A 25,536-nucleotide genomic window follows, 5' to 3' on the forward strand; every position below is an offset into this window, starting at 1 on the left:
TAAAGGAATCGTGCATTGGAGGAATAGAAGTGGAGAGTAGAGATACCGTGCAAAAACCGTTCTGGACAATTATTTTTGCCGTGTTTTTCGGGAATTTCATGGCGACATTAAGCACGACCAGCATCAATGTGGCTTTGCCGGTTTTTATGGATGACTTTCATTCAACATTGGACATTGTTCAATGGATGATGTCCGGATTTATGCTGGCGACTGGCGTTATTGCTCCTATCATTGGTTTTATGGGAGACAAATTAAGCTATAAACGTTTGTATATCTATGCGTTAGCCGGATTTACTCTAACTTCTTTACTGTGCAGCTTCGCATGGAGCATGAAGTCTCTTATCGCATTTCGTATTCTGCAGGGACTGTTCAGTGGCATTATTATGCCCACCACGATGACGATTATTTATCAGGTTATACCGAAGGAAAAGCAGGCGAGCGCCATCAGTTTTTGGTCGGTTTCTGCTATGCTGGCACCGGCTTTCGGACCGACGATCGGAGGCTGGTTGACGGAGACGTACGGCTGGCAGACTTTGTTTCTAATGAATATTCCGATTGGAATCATTGCCATCATCGTCACTCAGCGTTTTATCCCGTATTATCGGTTGGGAAAAGGATTATCTTTGGATTTTATAGGTTTCTTTGCGGTCATCCTCGGCACGAGCTCTCTGCTGACCTCTTTTAGCCAGAGTCATAGTTGGGGTTGGACGTCATGGAAAACGATAACCCTTATGCTTGTCGGCATACTTATCCTTTTCTATTTCATCCTAAGAAGCTTAAAAGCGAAAGAACCACTTCTTAATCTGCGTTTATTTAAAACTTCAAGGTTTACGTATAGCCTAATTCTGAACTGTACAATAACCATTTCTCTTTATGCGGGCACTTTTTTAATTCCTATTTATTTGCAAAAAATCCAGCAGGAGTCTTCGCTGCACACCGGACTTGTCATGCTGCCGGGAACGCTGGCAATGGCGCTTGTTTCCATGCTTGTAGGTAAATTATATAACAAGGTAGGGCCATTCCGTTTAATCCTATCTGGAGCTGTGCTGATGGCGGTATCGACGTGGGCGCTTTCCAGGTTGAATTTGACAACGGGAACTACCATTATCGTTATCTGGATTGCCATTCGTTACATCGGAATCGCGATGAGCAACATGCCGGTAACTAATGCGGGTATGACTGCCATACCGGCGCAGTTATCAGGTCAAGCATCAGCTTTAATGAACTGGATACGCCAAGGAACAGCTGCGCTTTCCGTTAGCATTTTCAGTACTGTGCTTGCTTCCAGAACGTTAAGTCATCTGGGTGAATTTGCGGCGAATGATAAACAAGCGGAATCTAGCGCGCTCTCATTAAGCATACATGACGTGTTTATCATAGGGACGGTACTTGTTGTCATTGCGATTCCTCTCACATTCTTGATCAGGAAGAAAAATGCTGCAGATGAGGTCACGGTTAGCAGCAAGCAAAGTGTAAGTGTAAGCAAAGAACGGGGAAGATGAAGCAGGTAAAAAAGAGAACTCTTAAACAAAAAAAGGGATGTCCTGGCAGCCGCGAGAGGCTGAGGACATCCTTTTTGAGCTTAATAAGCTAGAGCGAACAGACCGTGAATGTGAGAAAGGTAGCGAACATTGCTTGCTTCTTTCATCAGTGAAGCCGGTAAGCCTTTCAGCTGTGTGCTATTTCCACCGATCGTGCCGATACCGTCTTTACGGCCTAAACTGCCAAGCGTACCGGAGAACACAGGTGTGAATTTATCCATTGCGCCACCCTTGATTTGAACGGAAAGGTTGTAACCAACCGTTTCACCCATCTGCCAAGCAAGCTGTGCAGTAGGAGGATATGGTCTTTCGCTGCCTTCAGGGAATACAACCGCGCAATCGCCTGCTAGGAAAATATTCTCGTGGGAAGTGGATTGAAGCGTTGAAGTTACCGTAGCACGGCCGCGGTCTTCTGCGATTCCACAGCTGCCGACAACAGGATTGCCTTTCACGCCGCCAGTCCAAATAATCGTGTTCGATTCGAGGGTTTGTCCGTTTTTCAACGATACTGTGTTTTTGGTAGCTTCCGTAATCGCTACGCCTGTCAGGAAAGTGACTCCGCGTTTTTCAAGGCTAGTAACCGCGCGCTCGATCAGTACTTTAGGGAATACTGGCAGAACGGCAGGGCCAGCTTCTACGCAATAGATGGATACATCGCTGAAATCGATGCCTTTGCTGCGGCAAACTTCTGGCAGTTTATCAGCGAATTCGCCGACAAGCTCGACGCCTGTCAGACCGCCGCCGCCAACTACGATCGTTGCATCAGCTTTATTCCCGGAAGCTTTGTAAGCGTCCAGACGAGCTTCAACGTGCTCGCGGATACGGTTCGCATCAGCTGCTGATTTGAGAACCATGCTGTTCTCTTCCAGACCTGGAATGCCAAAATAGTTCGTTTCGCTGCCTAGAGCAACGACAAGCGCATCGTAAGTATGTACAGCGCCGCTGCTTGTGACGACTTGTTTATCATTTGGTTTAATCTCTTTGATCGTGTCAACAACAATATTCACGTGTTTGTCGCCAAGCAATTTTTGCAGTGGAAGCGCAACTGCTTGCTCTTTAATTGTGCCGCCAGCAAGACGGTGCAATTCCGTAATAATTTGATGTGTTGGAAAACGATTGATAATTGTTATGTTAGCTTCTGAAGCCGTCAAATGTTTACGCGCTGTCAATGCGGTTAAAAGGCCGCCATAACCGCCGCCAAGAATAAGTATTTGTTTTGCCATCGTTATCATCCCTAGTCCGTATTAATTTTTGCGTTCAGATAGTACGTTCAAGAATGCTTGTGCAAAGCGAAGTGTTTTCTGCACTTCAGGATCTTTCAGCATTTTTAGTATACCGAAGAGACCGATCGTTGATCCTGCTTCAGCCTGTGAGCGTTCACCAGCTTCAATAGCCGCGGATGCAATATCTTTCGCCTTATCATGTACGGGCTTCACAAATTCGCCAATACCTTGGGCAAAATCGTTAATCAATACTTTGTCTGTTGCTACGCTTTGTGCAAAATCATACGCTTTGGTTAACACAGTAACCATTTCCGCCAATTTAGGCAGGTTGTCGACCAGAACAGTCAGAGATTGTTGCACCTCAGGCTTCAGCAATTGGTCAAGTACGTCTAACGATTTTGGTTCCGCAGCAGCCGTTGCTGCTACTTCTTGAACAGCAGATGTCTGTGACATATGAAAATCCTCCTTTGCGTTGAAAAAAAATCGGGTACTGTCACAATGTGTACGGGTGAAACAAAAGTTTCCCAAATGGTTGTAACATTTTTCACATATGAAAATGTCAATCAACATCGACACAATTGGATATAAACCGTATTTAGATATTTTACACCGTTTGCCAGTAAAATTATAATTGAAAATATTTCAAATTCGTGAACATTGATCGAAAATGGAGCGGATATAGCGAAAGTAATGAAGCGCTTTCCGAAAATCATTCAACCTGGCGATTGACATGGCACCAAATAGTGCCGTATTATTTTGCCAGGCATCATTTGGTGGCTCATTTTATCGACAAAGATTAGGAGAGGGCGGTTGTGGGTTGTGAGCGAAAATAACCCGATTCGAGATGTTTACGACGCTGTGGCTGATCCAACCCGCAGAAAACTGCTGCAACTCTTGGCAAATATAGAAGAAATGCCGCTGCATGAGTTAATGGTTCATTTCCAGATGGGGCGAACCGCTGTTTCCAAGCATTTGACGATTCTGAAAGAGGCCAATCTCGTCACAGATCGCAAAGCAGGCAGAGAAACGCGTTATCGGCTGAATGCTGCTCCACTCCAAGAAATTCAGGATTGGGTATCCTTTTACGAGAAGTTCTGGAAAGAAAGAATGCTGCTTTTAGACCAATTATTAAAGGAAGACTTATAAATGCAATCGGTCACTCAACAATTTGAATAATCATGAACGTATCAGAAAACGTCAATCGGTCTACATGATCGGATGCCGTTTTTTTGCATGTATCGGGAAGGATTCTTTAGAAAAATATTGAAATACTAAAAGCAATTTTAGTTCTAATTGTATCGCATAGCTAAGCAACTTAGGTTGTCTACATTCAAATATTGAACTAAAACGGAGAGGAGTGTTAACGTTTTGAGCGTATTTATTATCATTCTCATGCTGCTGGTTCTGATCGGCGTATCCAATGTCGTGAACCGTTTTGTTCCGTTCATTCCCGTCCCCCTTATCCAAATCGCACTTGGGGCTGTTCTGGTGATTTTACCGTTAGGTATACACTTGCACCTGGAACCGGAATTGTTTTTCCTTTTGTTCATTGCTCCGCTGTTGTACAACGATGGCAAGCATACGCCGCGGGATGAACTATGGAAATTACGCGCACCGATACTGCTGCTGGCGGTAGGGCTCGTTTTCATAACGGTATGTGTCGTTGGATATGTCGTCCACTGGTTGATTCCTTCGATCCCACTCGCGGCGGCATTCGGTCTGGCAGCGATCCTTTCACCTACAGATGCCGTGGCCGTCAGCTCCCTGGCTGGTCGTATTCATTTGCCCAAAAGCTTGAAACGACTGCTGGAAGGGGAAGCCTTAATGAACGATGCATCGGGTCTCGTTGCGTTCAAGTTCGCCATTGCCGCGGCAGTCACAGGTGTTTTTTCATTACCGAAAGCAAGTCTCAGTTTCCTCGTCATCTCCATTGGCGGACTACTGGTCGGAGCTCTTGTCGCTTTTCTCATAATAGGCCTACGCCAGCTGCTGCGTAGGGCAGGTCTTGAGGATGAAACGATGCACATGCTTTTGCAAATTTTAACGCCTTTTCTGCTCTTTCTGATTGCCGAGGAGCTTGGTGTATCAGGGATTTTGGCGGCGGTTGCTGGTGGACTGGTGCATGCTATCGAGAATGAGCGTATGGCGTTTACGATGCCTAGCCTCCAAAACGTATCCAATGCAACGTGGTCTGTCATTTTGTTTGTTCTAAATGGTTTGGTCTTTGTCCTTCTGGGCTTGCAAATCCCGGGAGTGTCCCGAACGATTCTAAGTGATCCGAATTTCGATAATTTCAAAGTTATCGGGTATGCCATTCTCATATTCGTTCTTCTGCTAGTTCTGCGATTTGTATGGACGCTACTATTCGCAAGAGGCGGGCGCTGGTTCGGGAATCAGAATCAAGAGGTACCCAGCATGCGTATGATGACGTTAACGGCAATTTCGGGTGTTCGTGGAACGGTAACGCTGGCGGGTGCGTTCTCCATTCCGCTTATCTTACAAAATGGCGATCCATTCCCGCAACGTGATCTTATAATCTTCCTTGCTGCCTCCGTCATATTGTTTTCGCTCCTGACGGCGAGCATCGTCCTTCCGCTGCTTGCCAAGCAGAAGAGTACAGAGGGAGACGCTGAAAGAGAACGTATGGAGCGTGAGTGGCAATTGGAGGTTATGACTGCTGCAGTACGGGCTCTACAGAAAATGAGCAGCGAGAAAAACGAGGTCGCCGTAGATACCGTGATTGGCGATTATAAATTAATGATGCAGCAGCTCGGACAAAAAGACGGCAAAGTAAGACGACTGCCGCGCTTTCAACAAGAAGAAGCAGGGATGCGCCTGCTGGCACTGGATATAGAGCGCAAATATGTGAACGATCGTTTGGAAAGCGGGCAAGTGAGCCGGGAACAAGCGAATTATTATTTAAATATGTTGGAACAAATAGAGCTCATTCTTGCGAATAAGTTGGACTTGGGGAAAGTTCTCGTCAAAAATTTATGGCGGCGACTAAAAATCGCTATCAATGCCATCTTCCAGCCGCGTTTGGCTGCCAGCTTCGCTGAGCCCGATATAGCAGAGATCCGAACGCTCAAAATGCAATGCAGCCAAGCCGTCGTCGATGAATTCTCCAAGCGCTGCGCTCTTCAGAGCGATGAAGCAACAGAAGGCGTGCTCGACTATTACCAGCAAATGCTGGACAGGCTGCGTAGATTCACGTTCGGTTCGCGGCGCAAGGATGCCTCGTTCAATGATTGCCGGCGCGAGCTGCACTGGATCGCCATACAGGCGGAGCGCGATGCCGTGCAACATTTTTTCGAGAGCGGAGACATCACACGCGACATGGCATCCTTGCTGCGGCGAATCATTCGGAACAGAGAAGCTTCGCTTTATGAGCTTGAGGAGATTGGATAAATGGCGAGATTTTATTTTTACATTTTGAATGAAAATAGGTTATTATGTGTTATGAGATAAAAAAAGAAAGTGGGAACAAACGTGGGCCGTAAGTGGAATAACATTAAAGAGAAGAAAGCCTCTAAAGACGCAAATACAAGTAGAATTTACGCGAAATTCGGACTTGAAATTTATGTGGCGGCACGAAAGGGCGAACCCGATCCTGAAGCGAATCGTGCATTAAAAGTAGTACTCGAACGCGCGAAAACTTACAATGTACCGAAAGCGATTATTGATCGCGCCATCGATAAAGCAAAAGGCAGCTCCGATGAAATTTATGAGGAGCTTCGTTATGAGGGCTTCGGACCTAACGGTTCAATGGTCATTGTGGATGCTTTGACGAATAACGTGAATCGTACCGCTCCGGCTGTTCGTGCAGCATTCAGCAAAAATGGCGGCAATATGGGCGTAAGCGGCTCTGTGGCTTACATGTTCGATGCTACTGCAGTAATCGGGATCGAAGATAAGAGCATGGATGACGTCATGGAAATTTTACTGGAAGCTGATGTTGATATCCGTGACATTGTTGAAGAAGATGAGATGGTTATGGTCTATGCAGATCCGGAACAGTTCCATGCGGTTCAAGAAGCATTCAAAAAAGCTGGAGTTACGGAGTTTTCCATCGCAGAATTAACGATGCTGGCTCAAAACAACGTATCGCTATCAGATGAAGCACAAGTCCAATTCGATAAGTTGATTGATGCTTTGGAAGATTTAGAGGATGTACAGCAGGTTTATCATAACGTGGAATAATTCATAGAGGACTAGTTGTCAAGATCCGCGCTCAGCGCGGATCTTTTTTTATCATAATAAAAGGAATTTGGGAAAATATAGTTGTAGAACGTTGGAAAGGATAGCATCCTGATGAACAACCAGACGAACTCGGCTATTCCCCACTCCCGGCAGCAGTCCTGTATGAGTACAGATCTTCAAATCAACTTAACCAGATTGAAGGAAGATCTGGGTCAAACGGATGATCTGAATGTTCGGATGATTGAATTAGATGATCCTGTTCTAATGAGTGCGGGTCTCGTTTATTTCTCCGGGATGTCAGATGTACAGCAAATCAATGATATCATCCTGCGAACGTTGGATTACAAATCCGAATTGCTTGGCAAGCCGGACGTACTGAGTTATTTGGAAGAAATAGCGTTAACAACGTGCAATGTTCATATCACTGATTTATGGGACGATATGATGAATGCTTTGTTAATGGGCAGCGCCATCATATTCGTAGATGATTGCAGTCAAGCCATAGTCTGTTCGATTAAAGCGATGGAAGGCCGCCCCGTATCAGAGCCGACGACACAAGCTGTCATCCGCGGTCCTAAGGACTCTTTTATCGAAGCTTTGGAAACCAATATTTCTCTTGTCCGGCGACGCATATTGCATGCTGGATTACGTGTCCATAATATGCGTGTTGGTAAAGTGACAGGAACCAGAGTAGCCCTCATGTACATGGTAGACGTGGCTAAGCCTGAAAACGTAGCCCATTTAAAAGAGAGGCTTACGTCGATTGAAATCGATACGGTGTTGGATTCTGGCTATATCGAAGAATATTTTCAAAAAAACAAATATTCACTGTTCCCGACCGTCTTTAATACGGAGAGGCCGGATGTTGTAACCGCATGCGTGCTGGAAGGGAAAATAGCTGTTTTTGTTGACGGCAGTCCGTTTGCTTTGCTGCTGCCAACGACATTTTCCCAATTTATGAACTCGCCTGAGGACTACTATCAAAGATTTCAATTTGGATCATTCACTCGGGTACTGCGTTACATCGCTTTTTTTATTTCTATTTTCAGCTCCTCATTATATATTGCGTTTACCACCTTCCATAAAGAAATGATCCCGACTACACTTTTGATCAGTTTGGCAGCTCAGCGGGAAGGAATCCCGTTTCCTGCTTTTTTTGAAGCGCTGGTGATGGAAATTATCTTTGAGTTCCTGAGGGAAGCGGGGGTCCGCATGCCACGGGTTATGGGACAAGCGGTGTCAATTGTTGGCGCTCTAGTTTTGGGTGAGGCGGCTGTGTCAGCCGGGCTTGTTTCATCCGCCATGGTTATTATCGTTTCCATTACGGCCATATGCAATTTTACAACACCATCCAATACACTTTCGGTTTCAACACGGCTTATTCGTTTTATATTTATGCTTGTGGCAGCTACGTTTGGTTTATATGGCATCGCGTTAAGTTTTATCGCATTGTTTGCTCATTTGGTTAGCCTAGAATCTTTAGGTACTGCTTATATGTTCCCTTTTGCTCCTGCCAGTTTACAAAAGCTTAAGGATGCCGTAATCCGCTTTCCGCTGAACATGATTCAAAGAAAACAACATGACAAGACCGGACAGGGTGAACGGAAATGATTCGGAAATTTGCTCTCAGCTTGCTATTGTTGTTTGTATTATTTCTGGCCGGTTGTTGGAATCGTGAAGAGCTCAATGAGGTAGCCATCGTGACTGGCATCGGGGTTGACAAAGGGACGCCAGAAGAAGGTTTTGTTTTAACCTATCAAGTGGTAGCTCCAAGAACAGCAGCTTTGACAAAACAGAGCTCGGAGAGCGGTGGAAACGGCCCTATTATCCTCTACAAAGGAAGCGGGAAAACGTTGTTCGAGGCAACGCGCCGTACAGCTCCAAAACTGCCGAGAAGGCTTTTTTTCTCTCATTCCCGATTATTCGTCATTTCGGAAAAAGTGGCGAACGATGGGATTGGTGATCTATTGGATTTTATAGAGCGAAACGATGAATTCCGACCTACAATGCAACTGTTTATCGCGAGAAATTCGGACGCGTATAACCTTCTGAAGGCCTCTACACCACTGGATAAAATATCTTCTAATTCCATTGTGGAAGAAACGAGGTTAAGCCAAAAAATATGGGGTAACAATTTACAAGTGACATTAGGAGAATATCTGACTAATCCTCAAATCCCAACTGTTATTCCTGGCCTGCAATTGTCTGGTTCGGATGTAAAGGTATCCGGCTTGGCCGTGATGAATGATCAAAAGCTGGCCGACTGGATAGAGGAACCCGAAGCAAGAGGATTACTCTGGATTAAGAATAAGATAAGAAGCACTGTCGTATCTTTGGGCTGCAAACCAAAACAGAACGGAGTCGGTTTGGTGATTACCCGATCGGACACGAAGGTGAGGGCTCTGATGACAACCAACCAACCATCTATCCAAATTCAAGTAACCGCAGAGGCTTCCATTGGAGAAGATGATTGCGCAATCGACCTTACCGATCCGGATGAAATTACGAAACTAGAGAAAAAGATGTCCAATCAAATTAAAAGCGAGATTGATGCCGTCATACTCCAGGAGCAGCATAAAAAGCTTGATGTGTTCGGCTTTGGAGGCACCGTAATGAGAAGTGACAAACGATATTGGCATGAAATAAAGGACGAATGGAAGGACCTGTTTTCACAAGTAGCGGTGAAAGTAGAAGTGGCTTCTGTGATCCGGCGTTCAGGGATGAGGAGTAAATCGTTCAGCACATAACATCGGAAAGGAAGAGTGGTCAGAATGGAGAACTTGAAGCTGAAACCAACGCAATTGTTCTTGATTATGCTGCTCTTCGAGATCGGAACGCCTGTTGTGTTTAATCCCGGTTTGTCCGCAAGAAAAGACGCGTGGATGGTTCCATTATTGTCCATGCTCATTGCTTCCGTGCTGTACTACATCTATATCCGAATGTTCAAACAAAGAACGGATGTTACGTTGATCGGCTACATAAGACTTGTGATTGGTAAGCAGGCGGGCTCGTTACTTGGCTTTATGTACGTTATTTACTTCCTTTATTTGGCGTCCAGAAATATTAGGGATTATTCCGAGCTGCTGGCTGATACGATTCTGGACAATACGCCGCTGTTTATCATCAGTTCGTCAATGTTGGTTACGATCAGCTATGTATTATGGCTCGGATTAACTACTCTTGCGAGAATGGCCCAGATTTTTATCTTCTTAAATTTGTTCATGCTTATCCTGATGGCGCTTTTTATCATTCTATCGGGAGTTATACAAACGGAAAATTTATTTCCCGTTCTGGAGGAAGGCTGGAAGCCCGTTATTTCGGCCATTCCCTCCGCTTACAACTTTCCTTTCGCGGAGATGATCGTGTTTACGATGTTTTTCCCGTATTTGGCAAAGCCTCAGAGCGCTCTAAAGATCGGTCTGACCGCGATGTGGGTAACGGGAATCATTCTTAGTATCATTTTAGTTTTCGATATTTGGGTTCTTGGTCCGAACATGGCCGCAAGATCTAACTTTCCATTATTGACTGTCGTAAGAATGATCAATATCGCGGACTTTATCCAGCGGCTGGATCCATTGCTAATCCTGACACTAATCGTGGGCGTATTTTTCAAAGTGTCCATCTATTTTTACGCAGGAATGATTGGCGCCGCCGAATTATTTCATATCGGCAATCATCGGCGATTAATCGCACCGGTGGCCGTTGTCATTTTGTATTCCTCACTGATCGTTTCGGAAAATATGGCAGATCATTTAAAAGAAGGGCTTAAAATATTGCCCGTTCAAGTGCATCCTTATCTGAGAATTGCAATTCCGCTCATGCTGTTAATCATAGGTTCTTTTCGCAAGTTATCGCTTCAACGTGAAGGCGAACGTAATGGCAAGCAGTAAATAAATAGAGGCTAATAAAAGTTCTACAGGACCGAAGAGAACGTAGGTTTGTTTCAAGTTCTTAAGAAATGACTGGACACTAATCCCCGCAAGTTGATCAATGCCAATTGCTGCCAAGGTGATTGCAACTAGCAGCAGTACAAAAATAACTATGATTTTCATTAAGGCTTGTCCCTTCTGCCTGTTATCGAGAACGAATTTACGATAGCGCATTCATTTACATACATTGTTAGCCAAACATAGTTGGCGTATGCACGTCTCGCAGGCGAGTCATATGCTTAACCATTAGGAATACGCTAATATATGACCTTCGAATCTGCTTTCATAACCGGTCAGGGCATCACGGGGAGGGGAAAAGATGCAGGAGCATTTACAGAGATGGACCTTGCAGGCTGACGGTATCGTATGGGACATAACGCAAGATCGCGCGATCCCTCACGAAGACCATCTTGAAATGAGCGGCAAGAAGGTATCCGTCATTGTCCGTTACGGCGTGAACCAAGATGGGAAACTTGTGCTGTCCCGCAAAGTGATCTGGCCTACGCTTAGGACGATACCGAATGATACACACGGCAGTTTGATCCGCGATTTTGAGTTGGAGACTATGCCGGTCATTTGGATAAACGGTAAGCCGAGCAAAAACGAGAAGCCGCTGCGCGTGGAATATAACGGACGGATCCGCATACAGAGTATCGAAGAAAACGGGATGCTGATTGAGAGATCCATCTTTCCCTCAACGGACTCGAAAAGTGTTTTAGAAAAAATCATGATTAGCAATACTTCGGATCAATTCATTTCTGTAAAAATCAGTTCTTCAACCTCTGGCGCAAGTGTAAAAGGTGTATCCGGCATTTACCTCATCGCGGTTACGCATGATGCTGCTGGCGAATATTCGCTTGGTCCTCAGGAGTCTTGTCAATTTGGCATCCGAATTAGTGCTAAGCATTTGAAGGAGAAGGACGAGGAACTCGATGTTTGCAAGGAAGAAAGGAAGAGAACTTGGTTAATTGAGGATATTAAGCAAAAATTACGCTTGGAAACGCCAAATCCCGTCCTTAACCGGATGTTTGAATTTGCTAAACTAAGAACGGCAGAAAGTATATTTGAAACGAAGAATGGCCCTATGCACGGTCCTGGCGGTGGACGCTACTATGCGGCTATTTGGACCAATGACCAAGTGGAGTATGCCGGACCTTTATTTCCTTACTTGGGATATAAACTTGGGAATGAGGCGACACTCAATGCTCTTCGGTTGTTTACGTCCTTTATGGGACCCGATTATCAACCGATTCCAAGCTCTATCATTGCCGAAGGTATAGATATATGGGAAGGGGCAGGGGATCGAGGAGATGCAGCTATGTATGCATATGGCGCGGTCCTTTTTGCACTCTCATCTGGCGATTCGAAAGTTGCAAGCGAACTATGGCCGGCGATTGTGTGGAGTTTGAATTATTGTGATCGGCAAAAAAACAGAGACGGCGTCATCGCTTCGGATTCCGATGAGCTGGAGGGCAGGTTTCCGAGTGGTTCTGCAAATTTGTCAACTTCCTGTTTGGCTTATGCCGCCTACGAATACGGCGCTCATTTGGCAAGAGAGTTGGGTCATGATCAATATGCGAAACAATATGTTTGCTTAGCTAAGGAGCTTTATGATGCGATCGAGAAATACTTCGGTGCAAATGTAGAAGGATTTGATACTTACCGATATTACGACGGGAATGAAATCTTAAGATCGTGGATTTGTTCGCCATTAGTCATGGGGATCGAGAAGCGAAAATCAGGAACGATCAAAGCCCTGCTTTCTTCAAGGCTCTGGTCGGAAAATGGTTTAGTTACTCAAGCGGGAGATACTACATTCTGGGATCGTTCCACTTTATATGCTTTACGAGGGATGCTTATCGTAGGAGAAACGGAAGCGGCAACCGCGTATCTGCTTTCCTATTCAAGCCGGAGACTGCTAGGGAACCATGTCCCTTATGCGGTAGAAGCATTTCCGGAAGGGAATCAGCGCCATCTTTCGGCTGAAAGCGCTTTGTATTGCCGAATAGTAACGGAGGGTATGTTTGGACTCCAGCCAACGGGATTGACGAGCTTTATTTGTACGCCAAGAATGCCGGATGGTTGGGACCACATGGCGCTCCGCTCTATTCAAGCACTCGGTCGAGAATTTGATTTAATCGTGAATAGGCAAGGGGCAGGCATTGAACTTATTGTTACTGATGCCGATGGATCTATGACCTATGAAGGGGCGATCGGGACAGCATTTGAGGTGCGGAAATAACCACCTATAGGAATCAAAAAGAAACGGCTTCTGAATAATAATCAGATGCCGTTTCTATGCGTATGGATAAATACTTTGCGACGCCGGAAGAAAAATCTCGTTACAGACCTAATGAATAAGAGCCACATGGGCTTCTTCCTTTGAGAAGGATGACGAACGGATCGTGGCGCAAGCGTGACGATGGGGAGAACGCAATCAATCTCATTTTGTTTCGATAAAGGTTCGACAAGCTCAGCTGCTTCTGTCGTACTGGCAACTTCAGCTTTATTTTGAAGCAGCATATCCAGTTTAAGCTCGTATTCAGTTATGCGATTGGATAGAATGAGATTTTCTTCCTTAAGTTTCTTAATAAGTTCGAATAGTAATTTCATGGTTAACTTCGGTTTCTCAGCTAAGTTAGTTTCTTGGTTATCGCAAATGGGGGACAGCAGCAGCAGCAGTTCTTCATCACTGATTACTTTGTGTGCCACGATAAGTCCTCCTTTAATCATAGATATGAATTCAGACTAGTAAAATCCTTATTCATAGATTATCAGATTTGACTTAAAATGTTACTCGAAAACCGTTGTCGTTTTGTAGGCATTAATGATGAAGAATGTTTTTGGCCTGTTTTCTCAACTCTGAAGGGGGGAGACCAAAGTATTTGGAAAACTGCTGCGAGAAATAATGAATCGAGGAAAAACCAAGATCTTCTGCAATCGACGTGATGGAACGTTCGCTTTCATGAATGGTCGCGTAAGCTCGCTGCATTTTAATACGAAAAAAGCATTCTTTAGGCGTTAGTCCGGTCATTTTCTTAAACATGCTATAGAATTGTGATTTTTTTAATTGGCATAACTCTAACCATTGCTCATATGGTGGATTCATCCCGGGGTACTGTTCCATCAGGTCAATGATTTTTTGAATGCGGTAATCAGGGATATTATCGGACAGGCTGAGATTAATGAGTTGAAGAATCCAGCTGTAGAGCAGACTATTCACAATTTCGGCTTTAAACTGAATATCCAATCGATTCATCCGAACTATTTGGATAAAGGTTTGAATGAGCTCTGGATACCGGGAAAGCTGTGTGATCCCTGTCAGTTGGTCCAATTCCATGCTTGGCTTGATCTCCGTCAAAAGCCCAGGCTCGAAATCATGAAGAGGGTCAAAATAAAGATGCTGAATGGTGGCTTTCTTCGTAAAAAAATCACAGTACATATCATAAGAGGAGATCGGCTGCGTTTCGGATATATGAAAGGAATGCTGAAGGCCAGGTGGAATAAAAACAAGCGTTCCTTTTTTTAGAGGATAGCTTCGGCCGTTGATTTGCACAAAGCCAGTCCCTTTATCAATGAAATGGAAAGCAAAGCAATAGCCAAACCTGTTCTTCTCTTTTATTCTTCCGGAATAAGCGTGGTAATGAGCTGCCCGAATGGATGGTTGAATTGCAACGATAGAAGTTAATTCGTTCATTGGTTACACCTCTGGCCCGCTATATCGCAAGGATGTTTTCATTTCATGCATTTTTTTAGGATAAACTGGCTTTTATCAGCTGTCAATTGGGCTCCTGAAGGAACAAAGCTGGAATTGTTTATAACCGAGCGGAAATTTCCCTAAATACAAGATCAATCTATCACGGGATAATAAACAAGAGTCACTGCTGCAATGGAAGACATGGAAACGTTCACAATTATCTTAGATAAAGGATGAGATCGATGACAACTCAAATTCGAGGCCTGTATGACAGGCTGCTGCCAGCCCCGAGATCCGGGGGATTTCGGATGGAAGGCTATTGGGTATGGTGCGGTTCCGTCGTGAAGGGGGAGGACGACCGTTTTCACATGTTTGCATCGCGTTGGCCCAAACATGTTCCGATGCACCCGGGGTGGCTTGTTCACTCCGAAGTCGTTAGGGCAGTCTCGGATACGCCGGAGGGACCCTATACGTTCGAGGAGATTGTACTCCCGGCGCGCGGGGCTGAGTATTGGGATGGCCGCAGCACGCATAACCCGCATATCACCAAACACGGGGACACCTATGTGCTTTATTATATGGGCTCTACTCACCCTTTGGCAGACGTAATGCCGGGAGAAGATTTCGGTCTTTCGGATCCGCGCTGCATCGTTGCCCGCGCTAATAAGCGAGTAGGCTTGGCTGTTTCAAAAAGCGTGTTCGGCCCTTGGGAACGAAGGGATGCTCCAATTCTACCTACTAGACCGGGGCGTTTTGATAGCTTCCTGACCTCCAACCCTGCGCCGTGTATCCACAAGGACGGCTCGGTGCTGCTCATTTACAAAGCGCGCCAATATGAAGGGAATGTTCATGGGCAAATGATGATCGGGGCCGCGCGTGCTGACCGTTTTGACGGCTCTTATCGCGTAGTCAGCGAAAATCCTGTTTTTCCGCCTGCTCAGTTTCATTTGGAAGATCCGTTTATTTGGCATACGGGCGAACGCTATGAGCTCATCGCCAAAGATATGGACGGCCGTATCTGCGGGGAGCTGCATGCAGGTATCCATGCCTATTCCAAGGATGGACTAACCTGGCTCCTCTCGGATAGTCCTAAGGCCTATTCCCGAAAAATCAAATGGGATGATGGCACTGAGACCAGGATGGGCAGCTTCGAGCGGCCATTTATTCTGTTCCAGGACGGGAAACCGACACATTTGTTTGCCGCAACAGCGGATGGAGAAGGAGGCTTCGCCAAAGCTTCCAATACGTGGAACATGGTAGTTCCGATTGCCTCGGAATAAGCGATCAATCATAGAAGAACCGGCCTCTGGATATCCGAGGTCGGTTTTTTTATGGTTGATTTTCATGAGTCGGTAAGACATATCTAATGATTTAAGACAATATAGTTGAATATAACAAATTAGGGGGAGGCCACACGATATGGGGGCAACTGCAGTTAAGGGATGGACAACTTTGCTAGCCGGAGTCATGTTATTGGGTTCTTTAGCAGGGTGCAGTGGCAGCGGAAACTCTGGCAGTACGGCGACGCCAAGCGGGTCCACGCCAGCGGCAAGCGATAACGGGAAGACTCCTGAGCCTGCTGCCAAACAAGTAACGCTTCAAATGATCGAAAGTTTAACGAGTCCGGAACGCACTAAACTGCTTCAAGACGCGATCGCGCGGTTTCAAAAGGATAATCCGAACATTAAAGTTGAACTCATCTCGCCGCCATTCGACCAAGCAGACAATAAGATAAGAACGATGCTGGCCGCCAAGCAAGACCTTGACATTCTTGAGGTCAGGGATCTAAACATCGCTGAATACGTCAACAATGGTTATCTTGAGCCTTTGGATACTTACGCTTCGAATTGGGCGGATAGTAAAACTCTCTCCGGCACGTCCAAAGTTGTAGGTTCTACGAACGGCAAACTTTACTTTATTGCCAATGCTCTTTATCAAAGACAAATGTTCTATCGGAAAGATTGGTTCGATGCCAAGGGCTTAACTGTGCCGAAGACGTGGGAGGAACTGGTGGATGCTGCCAAAAAACTGACCGATCCGAAGCAAAATCGATACGGGTTCTCATTCCGGGGAGGTCCGGGAGCGAATGGTAACTTCGACCATATGATTTACGATTATAATGACAAAGCCATGAATATTGACGACGCGCCATTTACGAAGGACGGCAAGACGGTGTATAGCACACCAGAAGCTAAACAGGCGTTGGAGCTGTATAAAAAGCTTTATAAAGAGGCGTCGCCACCGGACTCCATCAACTGGGGATTCCAAGATCAAGTTCAAGCCTTTACGTCAGGCGTAACCGGCATTTTGCTCCAGGATCCGGACGTTATTAAGGTTCTTCAGGATAAAATGGATCCCAAAACCCTAGAGACAGCTGCCATGCCTCTGGGACCAAACGGTAAATCGCTGGTCAGCACAGGAGCGGCAGGATGGGGCATAACCGCGAATTCCAAAAATAAAAACGAAGCATGGAAATTGATTTCTTATCTCTCAAGTCCGAAAGAGAATACGGAATTCTCCAAACAAATCGGCACGATACCGATTCATACGTCAGCAACGGCAGATGCGTTCTTCCAAACGGGTCCCTACAAAACACTGCTGGATATGACTGCAAAAGCAGATACGTTCGTCAACTTTACGCCACCGTTCAAATATCCGGGCAATGGCAGCTGGGGAGAGCTGAGCATGAAAGGGCAGCAATCCTATTTGTTGGATAAAAAATCTGCCGATGACACGTTAAAGGAATGGGATAAATTTTGGCTGGATCAGAAAGCAGGATTGAAAAAATAAGCGGAAAAGTCGGAAGCGGCGGGCGTTCATCGCCTGCCGCTGCTTGCTTACCGGGAGGTGTTCGACTTGAGTGCTCGGCAAAAATTCATTCTCTCCAGCTTGCTGCCCGCACTGCTGCTTGTACTGATTTTTACCTATTATCCCTTCCTCAAAGGGGTAGTCATGGCTTTTCAAGAGTATAAGCTGTTCAATTTAAAGCAAGTGCACTTCGTCGGTATGCAAAATTTTATTGATGCATTTCGAGACCATCAGTTTCTGGCTGCACTGAAAAACAGCGTGTACTGGGTGTTCTTTTCGTTAATTTTGCAATTTTTATTAGGATTCATTCTGGCTTTGTTTCTAAACAAGAAATTTTGGGGAAGAGGCGTGTACCAAGGATTTATTTTCTATCCGTGGGCTTTATCCGGATTCCTGATCGGGCTCATTTGGAAGTGGTTGTTTAACTCTCAAATTGGTGTTATCAACGATCTCTTGCTGCGTCTCGGACTGATTGAAGATCGGATTGGATTCTTGTCGGATCCCAAATGGGCGATGTCATCGGTTATTATTGCCAATGTATGGTATGGAATAGCTTTCTTTACGATTATGCTGCTGGCGGCATTGCAATCTATTCCTTCCGAACTGTACGAAGCAGCAAGTATCGACGGAGCTAACGGTTATCGAAAGCTGCTCGATGTAACAATTCCGTACATCATGCCGACGATTATCGCTACCACACTGCTGCGGGTCATCTGGATTTTCAACGATCCAACACTTATTTACGGCATGACGAATGGCGGGCCGGGAGGGGCGACACATATTTTGTCTTCCTTAATGCTTAATAAAATTATTTATGACGGTGATTATGGAGCTGCGTCGGCCGTTGGTGTCATCATGATCGTCATGTTGTTCTTGTACACGCTGTTCTACCTGATGGTAACGAAATCGGAGAAAGTAGGTGACTTTTGATGAAGCGAAGATTCTGGTACCGGCTCATGAAGGTTGCCTTTCTCTTTTTTTACTTCGTCCTTATGGTGTTTCCTTTATACTGGATTGTCATTACCTCGTTAAAGCCTCAAAAGGAAATCTTTAGTTACCCCGTGCATTACTGGCCTGAACAATTCACACTGCAGAATTACATTAACATTTTCAAAGTTTCAAAGTTTAATGTGTATATAGCCAACAGCCTACTCGTCTCGATTACTTCTGCACTGATCGTCATCGTCATAGCAGTATGCAGCGCGTATGTGCTGGCACGATTTCGGTTTCGCGGACATAGACAAATTATGCTCGGGTTCTTCGTCACGCAAATGCTTCCAGGTTTCATTTCACTGGCTCCACTTTATATGATGATGTCAAACATGCATCTGCTCAACCATCGAATCTCATTAATCTTGATGTATACGGTCATTTTGATTCCATTTTCTACGATCATGCTGCGCGGGTTTTTCCAACGAATTCCATCCAATTTGGAGGAAGCGGCAATGATCGATGGCTGTTCCCAGTTGTCCGCGTTAATTCGAGTCATTATCCCGATTATGATGCCAGGAATTTCCTCAATGTTTATTTTCGCGTTCGTCCAGAACTGGAATGAACTTTTCCTGGCCGTCATGTTTATTGATAACGAATCGCTTAAAACGCTGCCGGTTGCAATGAATTCGTTTATCCTCAAGTTTAATGTGGATTGGGGCTCCATGTCCGCCGGAACAGTGCTTTCCGTACTCCCGACAATACTATTGTTCGCCCTCGCGCAGAGGTTCATTGTGGAGGGACTAACTCAAGGGGCGGTGAAAGGATAATGCCCAAAGAAAATCAAAAGATGCATTCGATCGTGGCCCATGACGAGCATGATGACCGCCATCACGGTTCGATCAATGTTCCCATCTATCAGACTAGTTTATTTTCGTTCGATACGTACGAGCAATTCAATCTCGCAAGACTCGACGAGCAAGAAAACTTTGTATATTCCAGAGGAAATAACCCTACCGTGAGGTACTTGGAGGATAAGCTTGCACAGCTGGAGCAAGGGGAACGGGCAAAGTGTTTTGCATCCGGTATGGCGGCGATTTCAGCAGCAATTATGTCGGTTGTTCGTCAGGGTGATCATGTAATTTGCGCGCATCAAGCTTATGGGCCTACAAGGGAATTCCTAGGAAACTATTTGCGGAAATTCGGTGTTGAAACGACCTTCGTCGATGGCAGCTCGATGGATGACTGGAAAAATGCGGTGAGATCGAACACAAAATTATTGTACTTGGAAAGCCCGACGAGTATGATGTTTCAACTACAGGACATCCGCAAGTGTACGGAACTGGCGTCATCCATTGGAGCAGAAACGATCCTCGACAACTCGTGGGCAACGCCATGCTTTCAAAATCCGCTCGCAATGGGGGTAGGCCTCGTCGTACATTCGATTACGAAGTACATTTCCGGGCATAGCGATTGTGTAGGTGGCGTCGTCATCGGTTCCAAACGATTGATGGACCCGCTAATGACGACTGAATATATGTTATTCGGCGGCATTATGACGCCGCAAACCGCGGGCTTGGTTACGCGTGGGCTGCGTACACTTCCTTTGCGGATGCAATGGCATGAAACAAGTGGTCTTAAGGTTGCCGAATTTTTAAGCATTCAGTCTTATGTGGGTAAGATTAACCATCCCGGGCTTCCGGATCACCCTCAGCATGAGCTTGCACGCACTCAGATGACTGGTTACGGCAGTTTATTTTCCTTTGAATCCCATGAATCGCTCGTTACTTTAAGAAAATGGGCGGACCGATTGCAATATTTCCGAATTGGAGCCAGCTGGGGCGGATTCGAAAGTTTAGTCAATGTGAACGCCTTGAATGCCAACGATCCGCAAACTTGTACACTTGTTCGACTCTATATCGGCGCTGAGGATCCGGACGATTTAATTCATGATCTGGATCAAGCATGGCGATGCGTCGCACTGAGCCTTTCCGAGGAGGAGCAGTATGAGCAGAATTCGGGTATCAACCCAAGCGGATGAACGACAACCGCTGTATTTGCAAATTCAAGAGCATTTTAAACATCTGATCCTTACAGGAACGATGGAGGAAAATAGCAAATTCCCAACGGAGAAGCAGTTGATTGAGCAGTTCAGCGTTAGTCGAATGACGGTGTCCAATGCGCTTACGCAGCTCGCGAAAGATGGATGGATCTACCGAATACCGGGGAGAGGCAGTTTCGTTAGCTCGGGCTTTCGTGCGAAGTCAGATGAGAATTCGCCGAACAGCCAGCTTGATGTTAGGCAAGTGCAAGAGCCTGGCAAGCGCGCTTCTTCACGCAAAATGATTGGATTAGTTCTCCCCTTCCTGGAAGATTTCTTTGCGATACGATTATTAAGAGGTATCCATGCGGCTCTGGAAAATTCCGATTATTATCTAACCATCGTGCTCACTCACAATCGGCAGGAGCGGGAGAAGGAAGCGATAAAGGAGTTGATTCAAAACGGTGCGGCCGGGCTTATTATTTTTCCAATCGACGCGGAAACTTATAATGAAGAAATTTTGGTATTAAAAATGAATAAATTTCCGTTCGTGCTCATCGATCGTTATTTGCCAGGCTTTGAAACTCATTGTGTCTGCTCGGACAATGTGATGAGCGCGCAGATGGCCGTTAACCATTTGTGGGAGCTTGGACATCGAGATATCGCGATTTGCTCCGATATATCCATTGGAACAATGACAGTGGATGAACGGATTCGCGGCTACATGGAAGCGCTAAAACAAAAAGGCTCCATGATCAACCCTGCACTTATCGTGACTGATTTTCATTTGAGGGACACGATATCCATGGAGAGACATCCGCTATACCAATCCATCATGAACCGGACAGCTACCGCCTACATCGCATTGAATATGAAGTTGGGCTTGTTTGTAGCCGGCATTGTTAAGAATCTAGGAATGAAGGTACCACACGACCTTTCTATTATAATGTACGACAATCCATTGTCAGAGGTGGAAAGAAACCCTGCATTCACACATATTGACCAGCATGAAGAAGAGATCGGATCAAAATCGGTTGAACTGCTGCTTAGCCTGCTTAGCGATAAAGAAAGGATGACCGAACCTACTAAGTTGATCGTTAAATCGGCCATAGTTCTTGGGGAATCCACAGGTTTTTTATCCGCAAAGGTGTAATCACAGGTATAGACAAGGAGGATTTATCGAATGAACCCGATATCCAATCCAGGAGCATTTACGGAACTTGATCGCTTCATGTTTGAATCGTGGGGTTATCTGATTATTCCAAATGTGCTCTCCGAAGAAGAAGTAAGCGAATGTCTGGAGGCGTCCATCCGGCTGCATGAATCAGCAGGTACAAGCGGATGGGCCCAGGTGGGAAAAGGCTATGAGACGGAAGTATCCTTAGAGCGTCTTATCGATCATCCGGCTATTTTGCCAAAAGTCAGGGCGCTTTACGGAGACCGGTTTATTCTGCAGTCCGCTTGGTGTACCAAACAGCCGGCATTTGGGGGGATGGGCGGTTGGCATCAGGACGGATCAGGTGCCTATGACTTTCAAAAGCTTGGCTATCCGATACCGCTAGTGCAACTGAGGGCATCCTTCTTATTGACGGATCAATCGGTTCCGCGGACCGGAAATATGGAGCTAATTCCTGGCAGCCATAGAAGTCAGGTTCGGCTTCCAGATTCGATTAGGGCGGCCAGGGAGTCCGTTCCAATCGGTCACGTCATTTGTGCGCCAGCGGGTTCCGTATTGCTTTTTCACAATGCTGTTTGGCACAGGACGTTTGCGCATGATGGTGATTACGACCGCTTTACGATGCACTATATTTATAGTCCGCCTTGGGTTCGGTGTTCAGATCGCTTTGAGAACAATCAAGAGTTCCTGCAGCGCACAACACCTACTCGCCGCTACCTCATGGGGGAATTTTCAAGACCTGATGCACCTTTTGGAGCAAGCTACCCAACTGAATTTGAGAATGAATGATTCGTAACTAGCACATAATCAGAAGAGTCCAGGAGAGCAATTAATCCTTGGGCTTTTTTCATTTTAGCATTATATCGTTTTCGTTTATTTTCAGTTTAAGAATGATTCGTATACTTTCGTTAGTTGATAAATCACTTTTAACTTCGAGGTGTAGATAATGAAAACTACTATAAAAGCACAAAAACAACAGCGCATTGCCATCATAGGGGCTGGCCCTGGAGGGCTGACACTGGCACGGATTCTACAGCAGCATGGTATAAAAACCGTCATCTATGAGCGTGAGACTTCACCTGCAAGCCGCCAGCAAGGCGGTTCCTTAGATATCCATGAAGATTCCGGACAAAAAGCTCTGCGTGAGGCCGGTTTAATCGAACAATTTGAAGCACTCGCGCGGTATGAAGGGCAAGACTTCCGTCTTCTTGATAAAACAGGCAAGATCTATATGGACGAGGTGGCTGAGCCGCATGAGGGGGACCGTCCTGAAATCGATCGTGGAACATTGCGCGAGTTGCTGCTTCATTCCGTCGATCCTGATTGCATTCGCTGGGGGCACGAGTTGACCGAAGCGATCCCCTTGAACAATGGCATGCATGAACTTCGTTTTGCAAATGGACATGTCGATCGAGTGCATCTAGTTGTGGCTGCTGACGGGGCTTTCTCCCGCGTTCGACCGCTTATGACGGACTCTGTACCGGCCTATGCCGGACTCAGCATGGTTGAGCTCTATCTGGAAAATGCCGCTATCTCTCATCCGGAGATCGCCGCTTTTAACAGGCGCGGTAAATTGTTCGCACTGGATGACCACAAGGGCATTCTGGGGCAGTTGAATGGGGACGGCCGCATTTGTGTCTATTTGGCGTTCCGAGCTGAGCGCGATTGGCTGGATACTTGCGGCATACCGTTCGATCAGCCCGAAGAGGCGAAAAGCCTGCTGCTGCAGCATTTTCACGATTGGGACGACTCGTTAAAAAATTATATCCGATCCGCTGATGGCCCTATGCTGCCAAGACGTATTTATATGCTGCCTGTCGGCGTCAAGTGGCCGCACAAGCCAGGAGTTACGCTAATCGGCGATGCTGCACATTTGATGTCTCCTTTTGCTGGAGAAGGTGTGAATTTGGCTATGCAGGATGCCATGGAACTCGCATTATCCATTGTTGGACACGGGGATATTAATGAGGCGGTCCGCGCATATGAAAAGAAGATGTTCGTTTACTCGTCCAAATCTGCAGAGGTATCGGATTCGAATCTAGAACTTTGTTTCTCCGATGATGCCGCGGGCAAATTGGCGGAATTAATGAACCAATATCATGAAGGCGCATGAGCAACAGTGAGAATGGGCGAAACAGGTAATTTAGGGTAGAATAAGTAGGAACCGAACCTATTTTACCCTCGGTTATTTTCAAATAGGAGCGAAATCTCGATGAAGCGTACAACGATATTGATAGCGGATGACGAAGCGGAGATTGCAGATCTAATTGCTTTGCATCTTGAAAAAGAGGGATATCATCTCATCAAAGTAGCGGATGGGAGAGAAGCCATGCGCGCCATTCAATCTCATCCGATTGACTTGGCGATTTTAGACATCATGATGCCCAAGCTGGATGGCCATGAAGTAACGCGTCAAATACGCGAACAACATCATATGCCGATCATTTTTTTGAGTGCCAAATCATCTGATTTGGATAAGATCACGGGATTGGTGATGGGGGCGGATGATTATATGACCAAACCGTTCAATCCCATGGAATTAGTCGCTCGGGTGAATGCTCAGCTGCGTAGATCCATGCAATTGAACCAACCCGCGGCAGCCAATAAAGCTGTAATTGAAGCGGGTGGGTTAACCATTGACCCTGACCAACGGACTGTTATCCAATATGGTGAAATCGTCGAACTGACTCCGAAGGAATTTGATATTCTTTATTTGTTGGCTGCTCATTCAAAGAAAGTCTTCAGCGCAGAACATATTTTCCAGCAGGTGTGGGGAGAAGCCTATTATGAAAGTGGCAACACGGTTATGGTTCATATCCGTACCTTGCGGAAGAAGCTAAAGGATGATCAGAACAAAAACAAATTGATCAAAACCGTTTGGGGTGTGGGATATACATTCAATGGCTAAAATGTTGCGAAGCTTTCGTTTTAAAATGATCGTACTATTAGGTCTTAGCATGCTGTTGTCGGGCATCATTACGTTCCTACTGTATAAAGTGCTCCAGCTTTATTATACGGGTGTTCGGGCTGAGGATCCGTTAGCGAAATTTCGTCATCTCATCTCCAACTTTGGAGATTTTAATTTCTTTCTTATTGTCTTTATCCCGCTTGCGATTATATTTTTCTTTTTCCTCACAAAGCCTTATGCAACCTATTTTGATGAGATTTCGACGGGGATTCACCGTCTTGCCAACGGCGACTTTCAAAGTCGCGTTCAAATCTCCTCCAATGACGAGTTCAAGGAGATAGCGGAAGATATTAATATGGCTAGTGAAAAGCTGCAAAAAGCGGTGGAGAGAGGGGATTTCGCAGAAAGCAGCAAGGATCAGCTGGTTTTGAATTTAGCCCATGATTTACGAACGCCGCTGACTTCGGTTTTAGGTTATTTGGATTTTATTCTTCAGGACAATCAATTGACTGAGGAACAAATTAAACATTATACGACCATTGCTTTTACCAAGTCTAAGCGGTTAGAAAAGCTCATTGATGAACTATTTGAACTCACAAGAATGAACTACGGCATGCTTACCATTGAAAAAAAGCAAATCGATTTGAGCGATCTTCTCAACCAACTCAATGAAGAGTTATACCCTGTCTTTGAGAAGAGTCATTTGCAGGCGAGATTACAAATCACTCCGCATTTGAAAATTTGGGGTGACGGCGAATTGTTGGCACGTGTATTTGAAAATCTGTTGACTAACGCCAATCGATATGGAAAAGATGGTCAGTTTGTTGATATTCACTGTTATTCGGATGTAGACCATGTGGTCGTCCACATTATCAATTATGGCAACTGCATTCCGGATGATGAACTGCCATATCTTTTTGATATGTTTTATACCGGGGATCAGGCTAGGACGCATCAAGGGGGGAGCACCGGGTTAGGACTGTTTATCGCGAAAAATATTGTGGAGCAGCATCAAGGAACGATTTCTGTTCAAAGCAATTTGATTCGTACACTCTTTGAAGTGCGTTTACCGCAATAACTTA

Annotated in this window: 23 protein-coding genes; 18 read left to right on the forward strand and 5 right to left on the reverse strand. The window is 45.5% G+C overall.

The features are described 5' to 3' along the window. The first annotated feature begins 29 nt into the window (after positions 1 to 29). Complete coding sequence (locus J2Z65_RS18235) at positions 30 to 1,502, forward strand: MDR family MFS transporter (RefSeq protein WP_209856014.1); 1,473 nt, start codon at positions 30 to 32, stop codon at positions 1,500 to 1,502. Between the two features lie 80 nt (positions 1,503 to 1,582). On the opposite strand, the gene J2Z65_RS18240 is transcribed toward J2Z65_RS18235, so the two are convergent. Both J2Z65_RS18240 and J2Z65_RS18245 read right to left on the reverse strand, forming a co-directional pair. Next, on the reverse strand, positions 1,583 to 2,764 hold the full coding sequence (locus J2Z65_RS18240) for an NAD(P)/FAD-dependent oxidoreductase (RefSeq protein ID WP_167057675.1): 1,182 nt from the start codon (positions 2,762 to 2,764) through the stop codon (positions 1,583 to 1,585). 21 nt (positions 2,765 to 2,785) lie between these two features. After that, positions 2,786 to 3,217, reverse strand: a complete 432-nt coding sequence (locus J2Z65_RS18245) for a helical membrane plugin domain-containing protein (protein WP_167057672.1) — start codon at positions 3,215 to 3,217, stop codon at positions 2,786 to 2,788. 366 nt (positions 3,218 to 3,583) lie between these two features. Here J2Z65_RS18245 and J2Z65_RS18250 point away from each other — a divergent pair, with 366 nt between their 5' ends. The 6 genes from J2Z65_RS18250 (at position 3,584) to J2Z65_RS18275 (ending at position 10,854) form a co-directional block, all read left to right on the forward strand. Further along, complete coding sequence (locus J2Z65_RS18250; protein WP_167057670.1) at positions 3,584 to 3,910, forward strand: metalloregulator ArsR/SmtB family transcription factor; 327 nt, start codon at positions 3,584 to 3,586, stop codon at positions 3,908 to 3,910. A 222-nt stretch (positions 3,911 to 4,132) separates the two neighbouring features. After that, positions 4,133 to 6,172, forward strand: a complete 2,040-nt coding sequence (locus tag J2Z65_RS18255) for a Na+/H+ antiporter (protein WP_167057667.1) — start codon at positions 4,133 to 4,135, stop codon at positions 6,170 to 6,172. An 81-nt stretch (positions 6,173 to 6,253) separates the two neighbouring features. Then, the gene (locus tag J2Z65_RS18260) at positions 6,254 to 6,964 is read left to right on the forward strand and encodes a YebC/PmpR family DNA-binding transcriptional regulator (protein WP_167057665.1); all 711 of its coding nucleotides are present in this window, start codon (positions 6,254 to 6,256) and stop codon (positions 6,962 to 6,964) included. Positions 6,965 to 7,075: 111 nt separating this feature from the next. Further along, positions 7,076 to 8,575, forward strand: coding sequence for a spore germination protein (locus tag J2Z65_RS18265; RefSeq protein WP_167057661.1), 1,500 nt, complete (start codon positions 7,076 to 7,078; stop codon positions 8,573 to 8,575). Further along, positions 8,572 to 9,711 carry a Ger(x)C family spore germination protein gene (locus J2Z65_RS18270; protein WP_167057658.1) on the forward strand — a complete coding sequence of 380 codons (1,140 nt, stop codon included), beginning with the start codon at positions 8,572 to 8,574 and terminating at the stop codon, positions 9,709 to 9,711. Before J2Z65_RS18265 ends, J2Z65_RS18270 begins: the two co-directional genes overlap by 4 nt. A gap of 24 nt (positions 9,712 to 9,735) precedes the next feature. Further along, positions 9,736 to 10,854, forward strand: a complete 1,119-nt coding sequence (locus tag J2Z65_RS18275; RefSeq protein ID WP_167057655.1) for a GerAB/ArcD/ProY family transporter — start codon at positions 9,736 to 9,738, stop codon at positions 10,852 to 10,854. Here J2Z65_RS18275 and J2Z65_RS18280 read toward each other — a convergent pair. Next, a complete protein-coding gene (locus J2Z65_RS18280; RefSeq protein WP_167057652.1) occupies positions 10,813 to 11,016 on the reverse strand; it encodes a YczF family membrane protein in 204 nt (67 codons plus the stop codon). The genes J2Z65_RS18275 and J2Z65_RS18280 overlap by 42 nt on opposite strands. Before the next feature lie 196 nt (positions 11,017 to 11,212). On the opposite strand from J2Z65_RS18280, the gene J2Z65_RS18285 reads away from it, so the two are divergent. Beyond that, positions 11,213 to 13,135: a glucosidase family protein gene (locus tag J2Z65_RS18285; protein ID WP_167057649.1), complete on the forward strand. Its 1,923-nt coding sequence runs from the start codon at positions 11,213 to 11,215 to the stop codon at positions 13,133 to 13,135. A 41-nt stretch (positions 13,136 to 13,176) separates the two neighbouring features. Here the strand turns inward: J2Z65_RS18285 and J2Z65_RS18290 are convergent, their stop codons facing one another. Further along, on the reverse strand, positions 13,177 to 13,605 hold the full coding sequence (locus J2Z65_RS18290) for a hypothetical protein (protein ID WP_209856017.1): 429 nt from the start codon (positions 13,603 to 13,605) through the stop codon (positions 13,177 to 13,179). 112 nt (positions 13,606 to 13,717) lie between these two features. Further along, positions 13,718 to 14,590, reverse strand: coding sequence for an AraC family transcriptional regulator (locus J2Z65_RS18295; protein ID WP_167057643.1), 873 nt, complete (start codon positions 14,588 to 14,590; stop codon positions 13,718 to 13,720). A 242-nt stretch (positions 14,591 to 14,832) separates the two neighbouring features. Between J2Z65_RS18295 and J2Z65_RS18300 the strand changes: the two genes are divergently transcribed. The 10 genes from J2Z65_RS18300 to J2Z65_RS18345 all read left to right on the forward strand — a co-directional run bounded on the left by J2Z65_RS18300 (position 14,833) and on the right by J2Z65_RS18345 (position 25,532). Further along, on the forward strand, positions 14,833 to 15,870 hold the full coding sequence (locus J2Z65_RS18300; protein ID WP_167057641.1) for a glycoside hydrolase family protein: 1,038 nt from the start codon (positions 14,833 to 14,835) through the stop codon (positions 15,868 to 15,870). 139 nt (positions 15,871 to 16,009) lie between these two features. Then, on the forward strand, positions 16,010 to 17,380 hold the full coding sequence (locus J2Z65_RS18305) for an ABC transporter substrate-binding protein (RefSeq protein ID WP_240159679.1): 1,371 nt from the start codon (positions 16,010 to 16,012) through the stop codon (positions 17,378 to 17,380). A gap of 57 nt (positions 17,381 to 17,437) precedes the next feature. After that, complete coding sequence (locus J2Z65_RS18310; protein WP_342357350.1) at positions 17,438 to 18,328, forward strand: carbohydrate ABC transporter permease; 891 nt, start codon at positions 17,438 to 17,440, stop codon at positions 18,326 to 18,328. Continuing rightward, positions 18,328 to 19,158, forward strand: coding sequence for a carbohydrate ABC transporter permease (locus J2Z65_RS18315; protein WP_167057638.1), 831 nt, complete (start codon positions 18,328 to 18,330; stop codon positions 19,156 to 19,158). Before J2Z65_RS18310 ends, J2Z65_RS18315 begins: the two co-directional genes overlap by 1 nt. Further along, entirely contained in the window at positions 19,158 to 20,369 is a 1,212-nt protein-coding gene (locus tag J2Z65_RS18320) for a trans-sulfuration enzyme family protein (RefSeq protein WP_167057635.1), read from the forward strand. The genes J2Z65_RS18315 and J2Z65_RS18320 overlap by 1 nt, the downstream gene beginning before the upstream one ends. Further along, complete coding sequence (locus J2Z65_RS18325) at positions 20,335 to 21,522, forward strand: GntR family transcriptional regulator (protein ID WP_167057632.1); 1,188 nt, start codon at positions 20,335 to 20,337, stop codon at positions 21,520 to 21,522. The genes J2Z65_RS18320 and J2Z65_RS18325 overlap by 35 nt, the downstream gene beginning before the upstream one ends. 30 nt (positions 21,523 to 21,552) lie before the next feature. Further along, positions 21,553 to 22,335 carry a phytanoyl-CoA dioxygenase family protein gene (locus tag J2Z65_RS18330; RefSeq protein WP_167057629.1) on the forward strand — a complete coding sequence of 261 codons (783 nt, stop codon included), beginning with the start codon at positions 21,553 to 21,555 and terminating at the stop codon, positions 22,333 to 22,335. 157 nt (positions 22,336 to 22,492) lie between these two features. After that, positions 22,493 to 23,659, forward strand: a complete 1,167-nt coding sequence (locus J2Z65_RS18335) for an FAD-dependent oxidoreductase (RefSeq protein WP_193580908.1) — start codon at positions 22,493 to 22,495, stop codon at positions 23,657 to 23,659. A 99-nt stretch (positions 23,660 to 23,758) separates the two neighbouring features. Further along, a complete protein-coding gene (locus J2Z65_RS18340; RefSeq protein WP_167057626.1) occupies positions 23,759 to 24,454 on the forward strand; it encodes a response regulator transcription factor in 696 nt (231 codons plus the stop codon). After that, entirely contained in the window at positions 24,447 to 25,532 is a 1,086-nt protein-coding gene (locus J2Z65_RS18345) for a HAMP domain-containing sensor histidine kinase (protein ID WP_167057623.1), read from the forward strand. The genes J2Z65_RS18340 and J2Z65_RS18345 overlap by 8 nt, the downstream gene beginning before the upstream one ends. Positions 25,533 to 25,536 lie beyond the last annotated feature (4 nt).

Origin of the sequence: Paenibacillus aceris (assembly GCF_017874035.1) — a bacterium.
In the GTDB taxonomy this organism is placed as follows: domain Bacteria; phylum Bacillota; class Bacilli; order Paenibacillales; family NBRC-103111; genus Paenibacillus_E; species Paenibacillus_E aceris.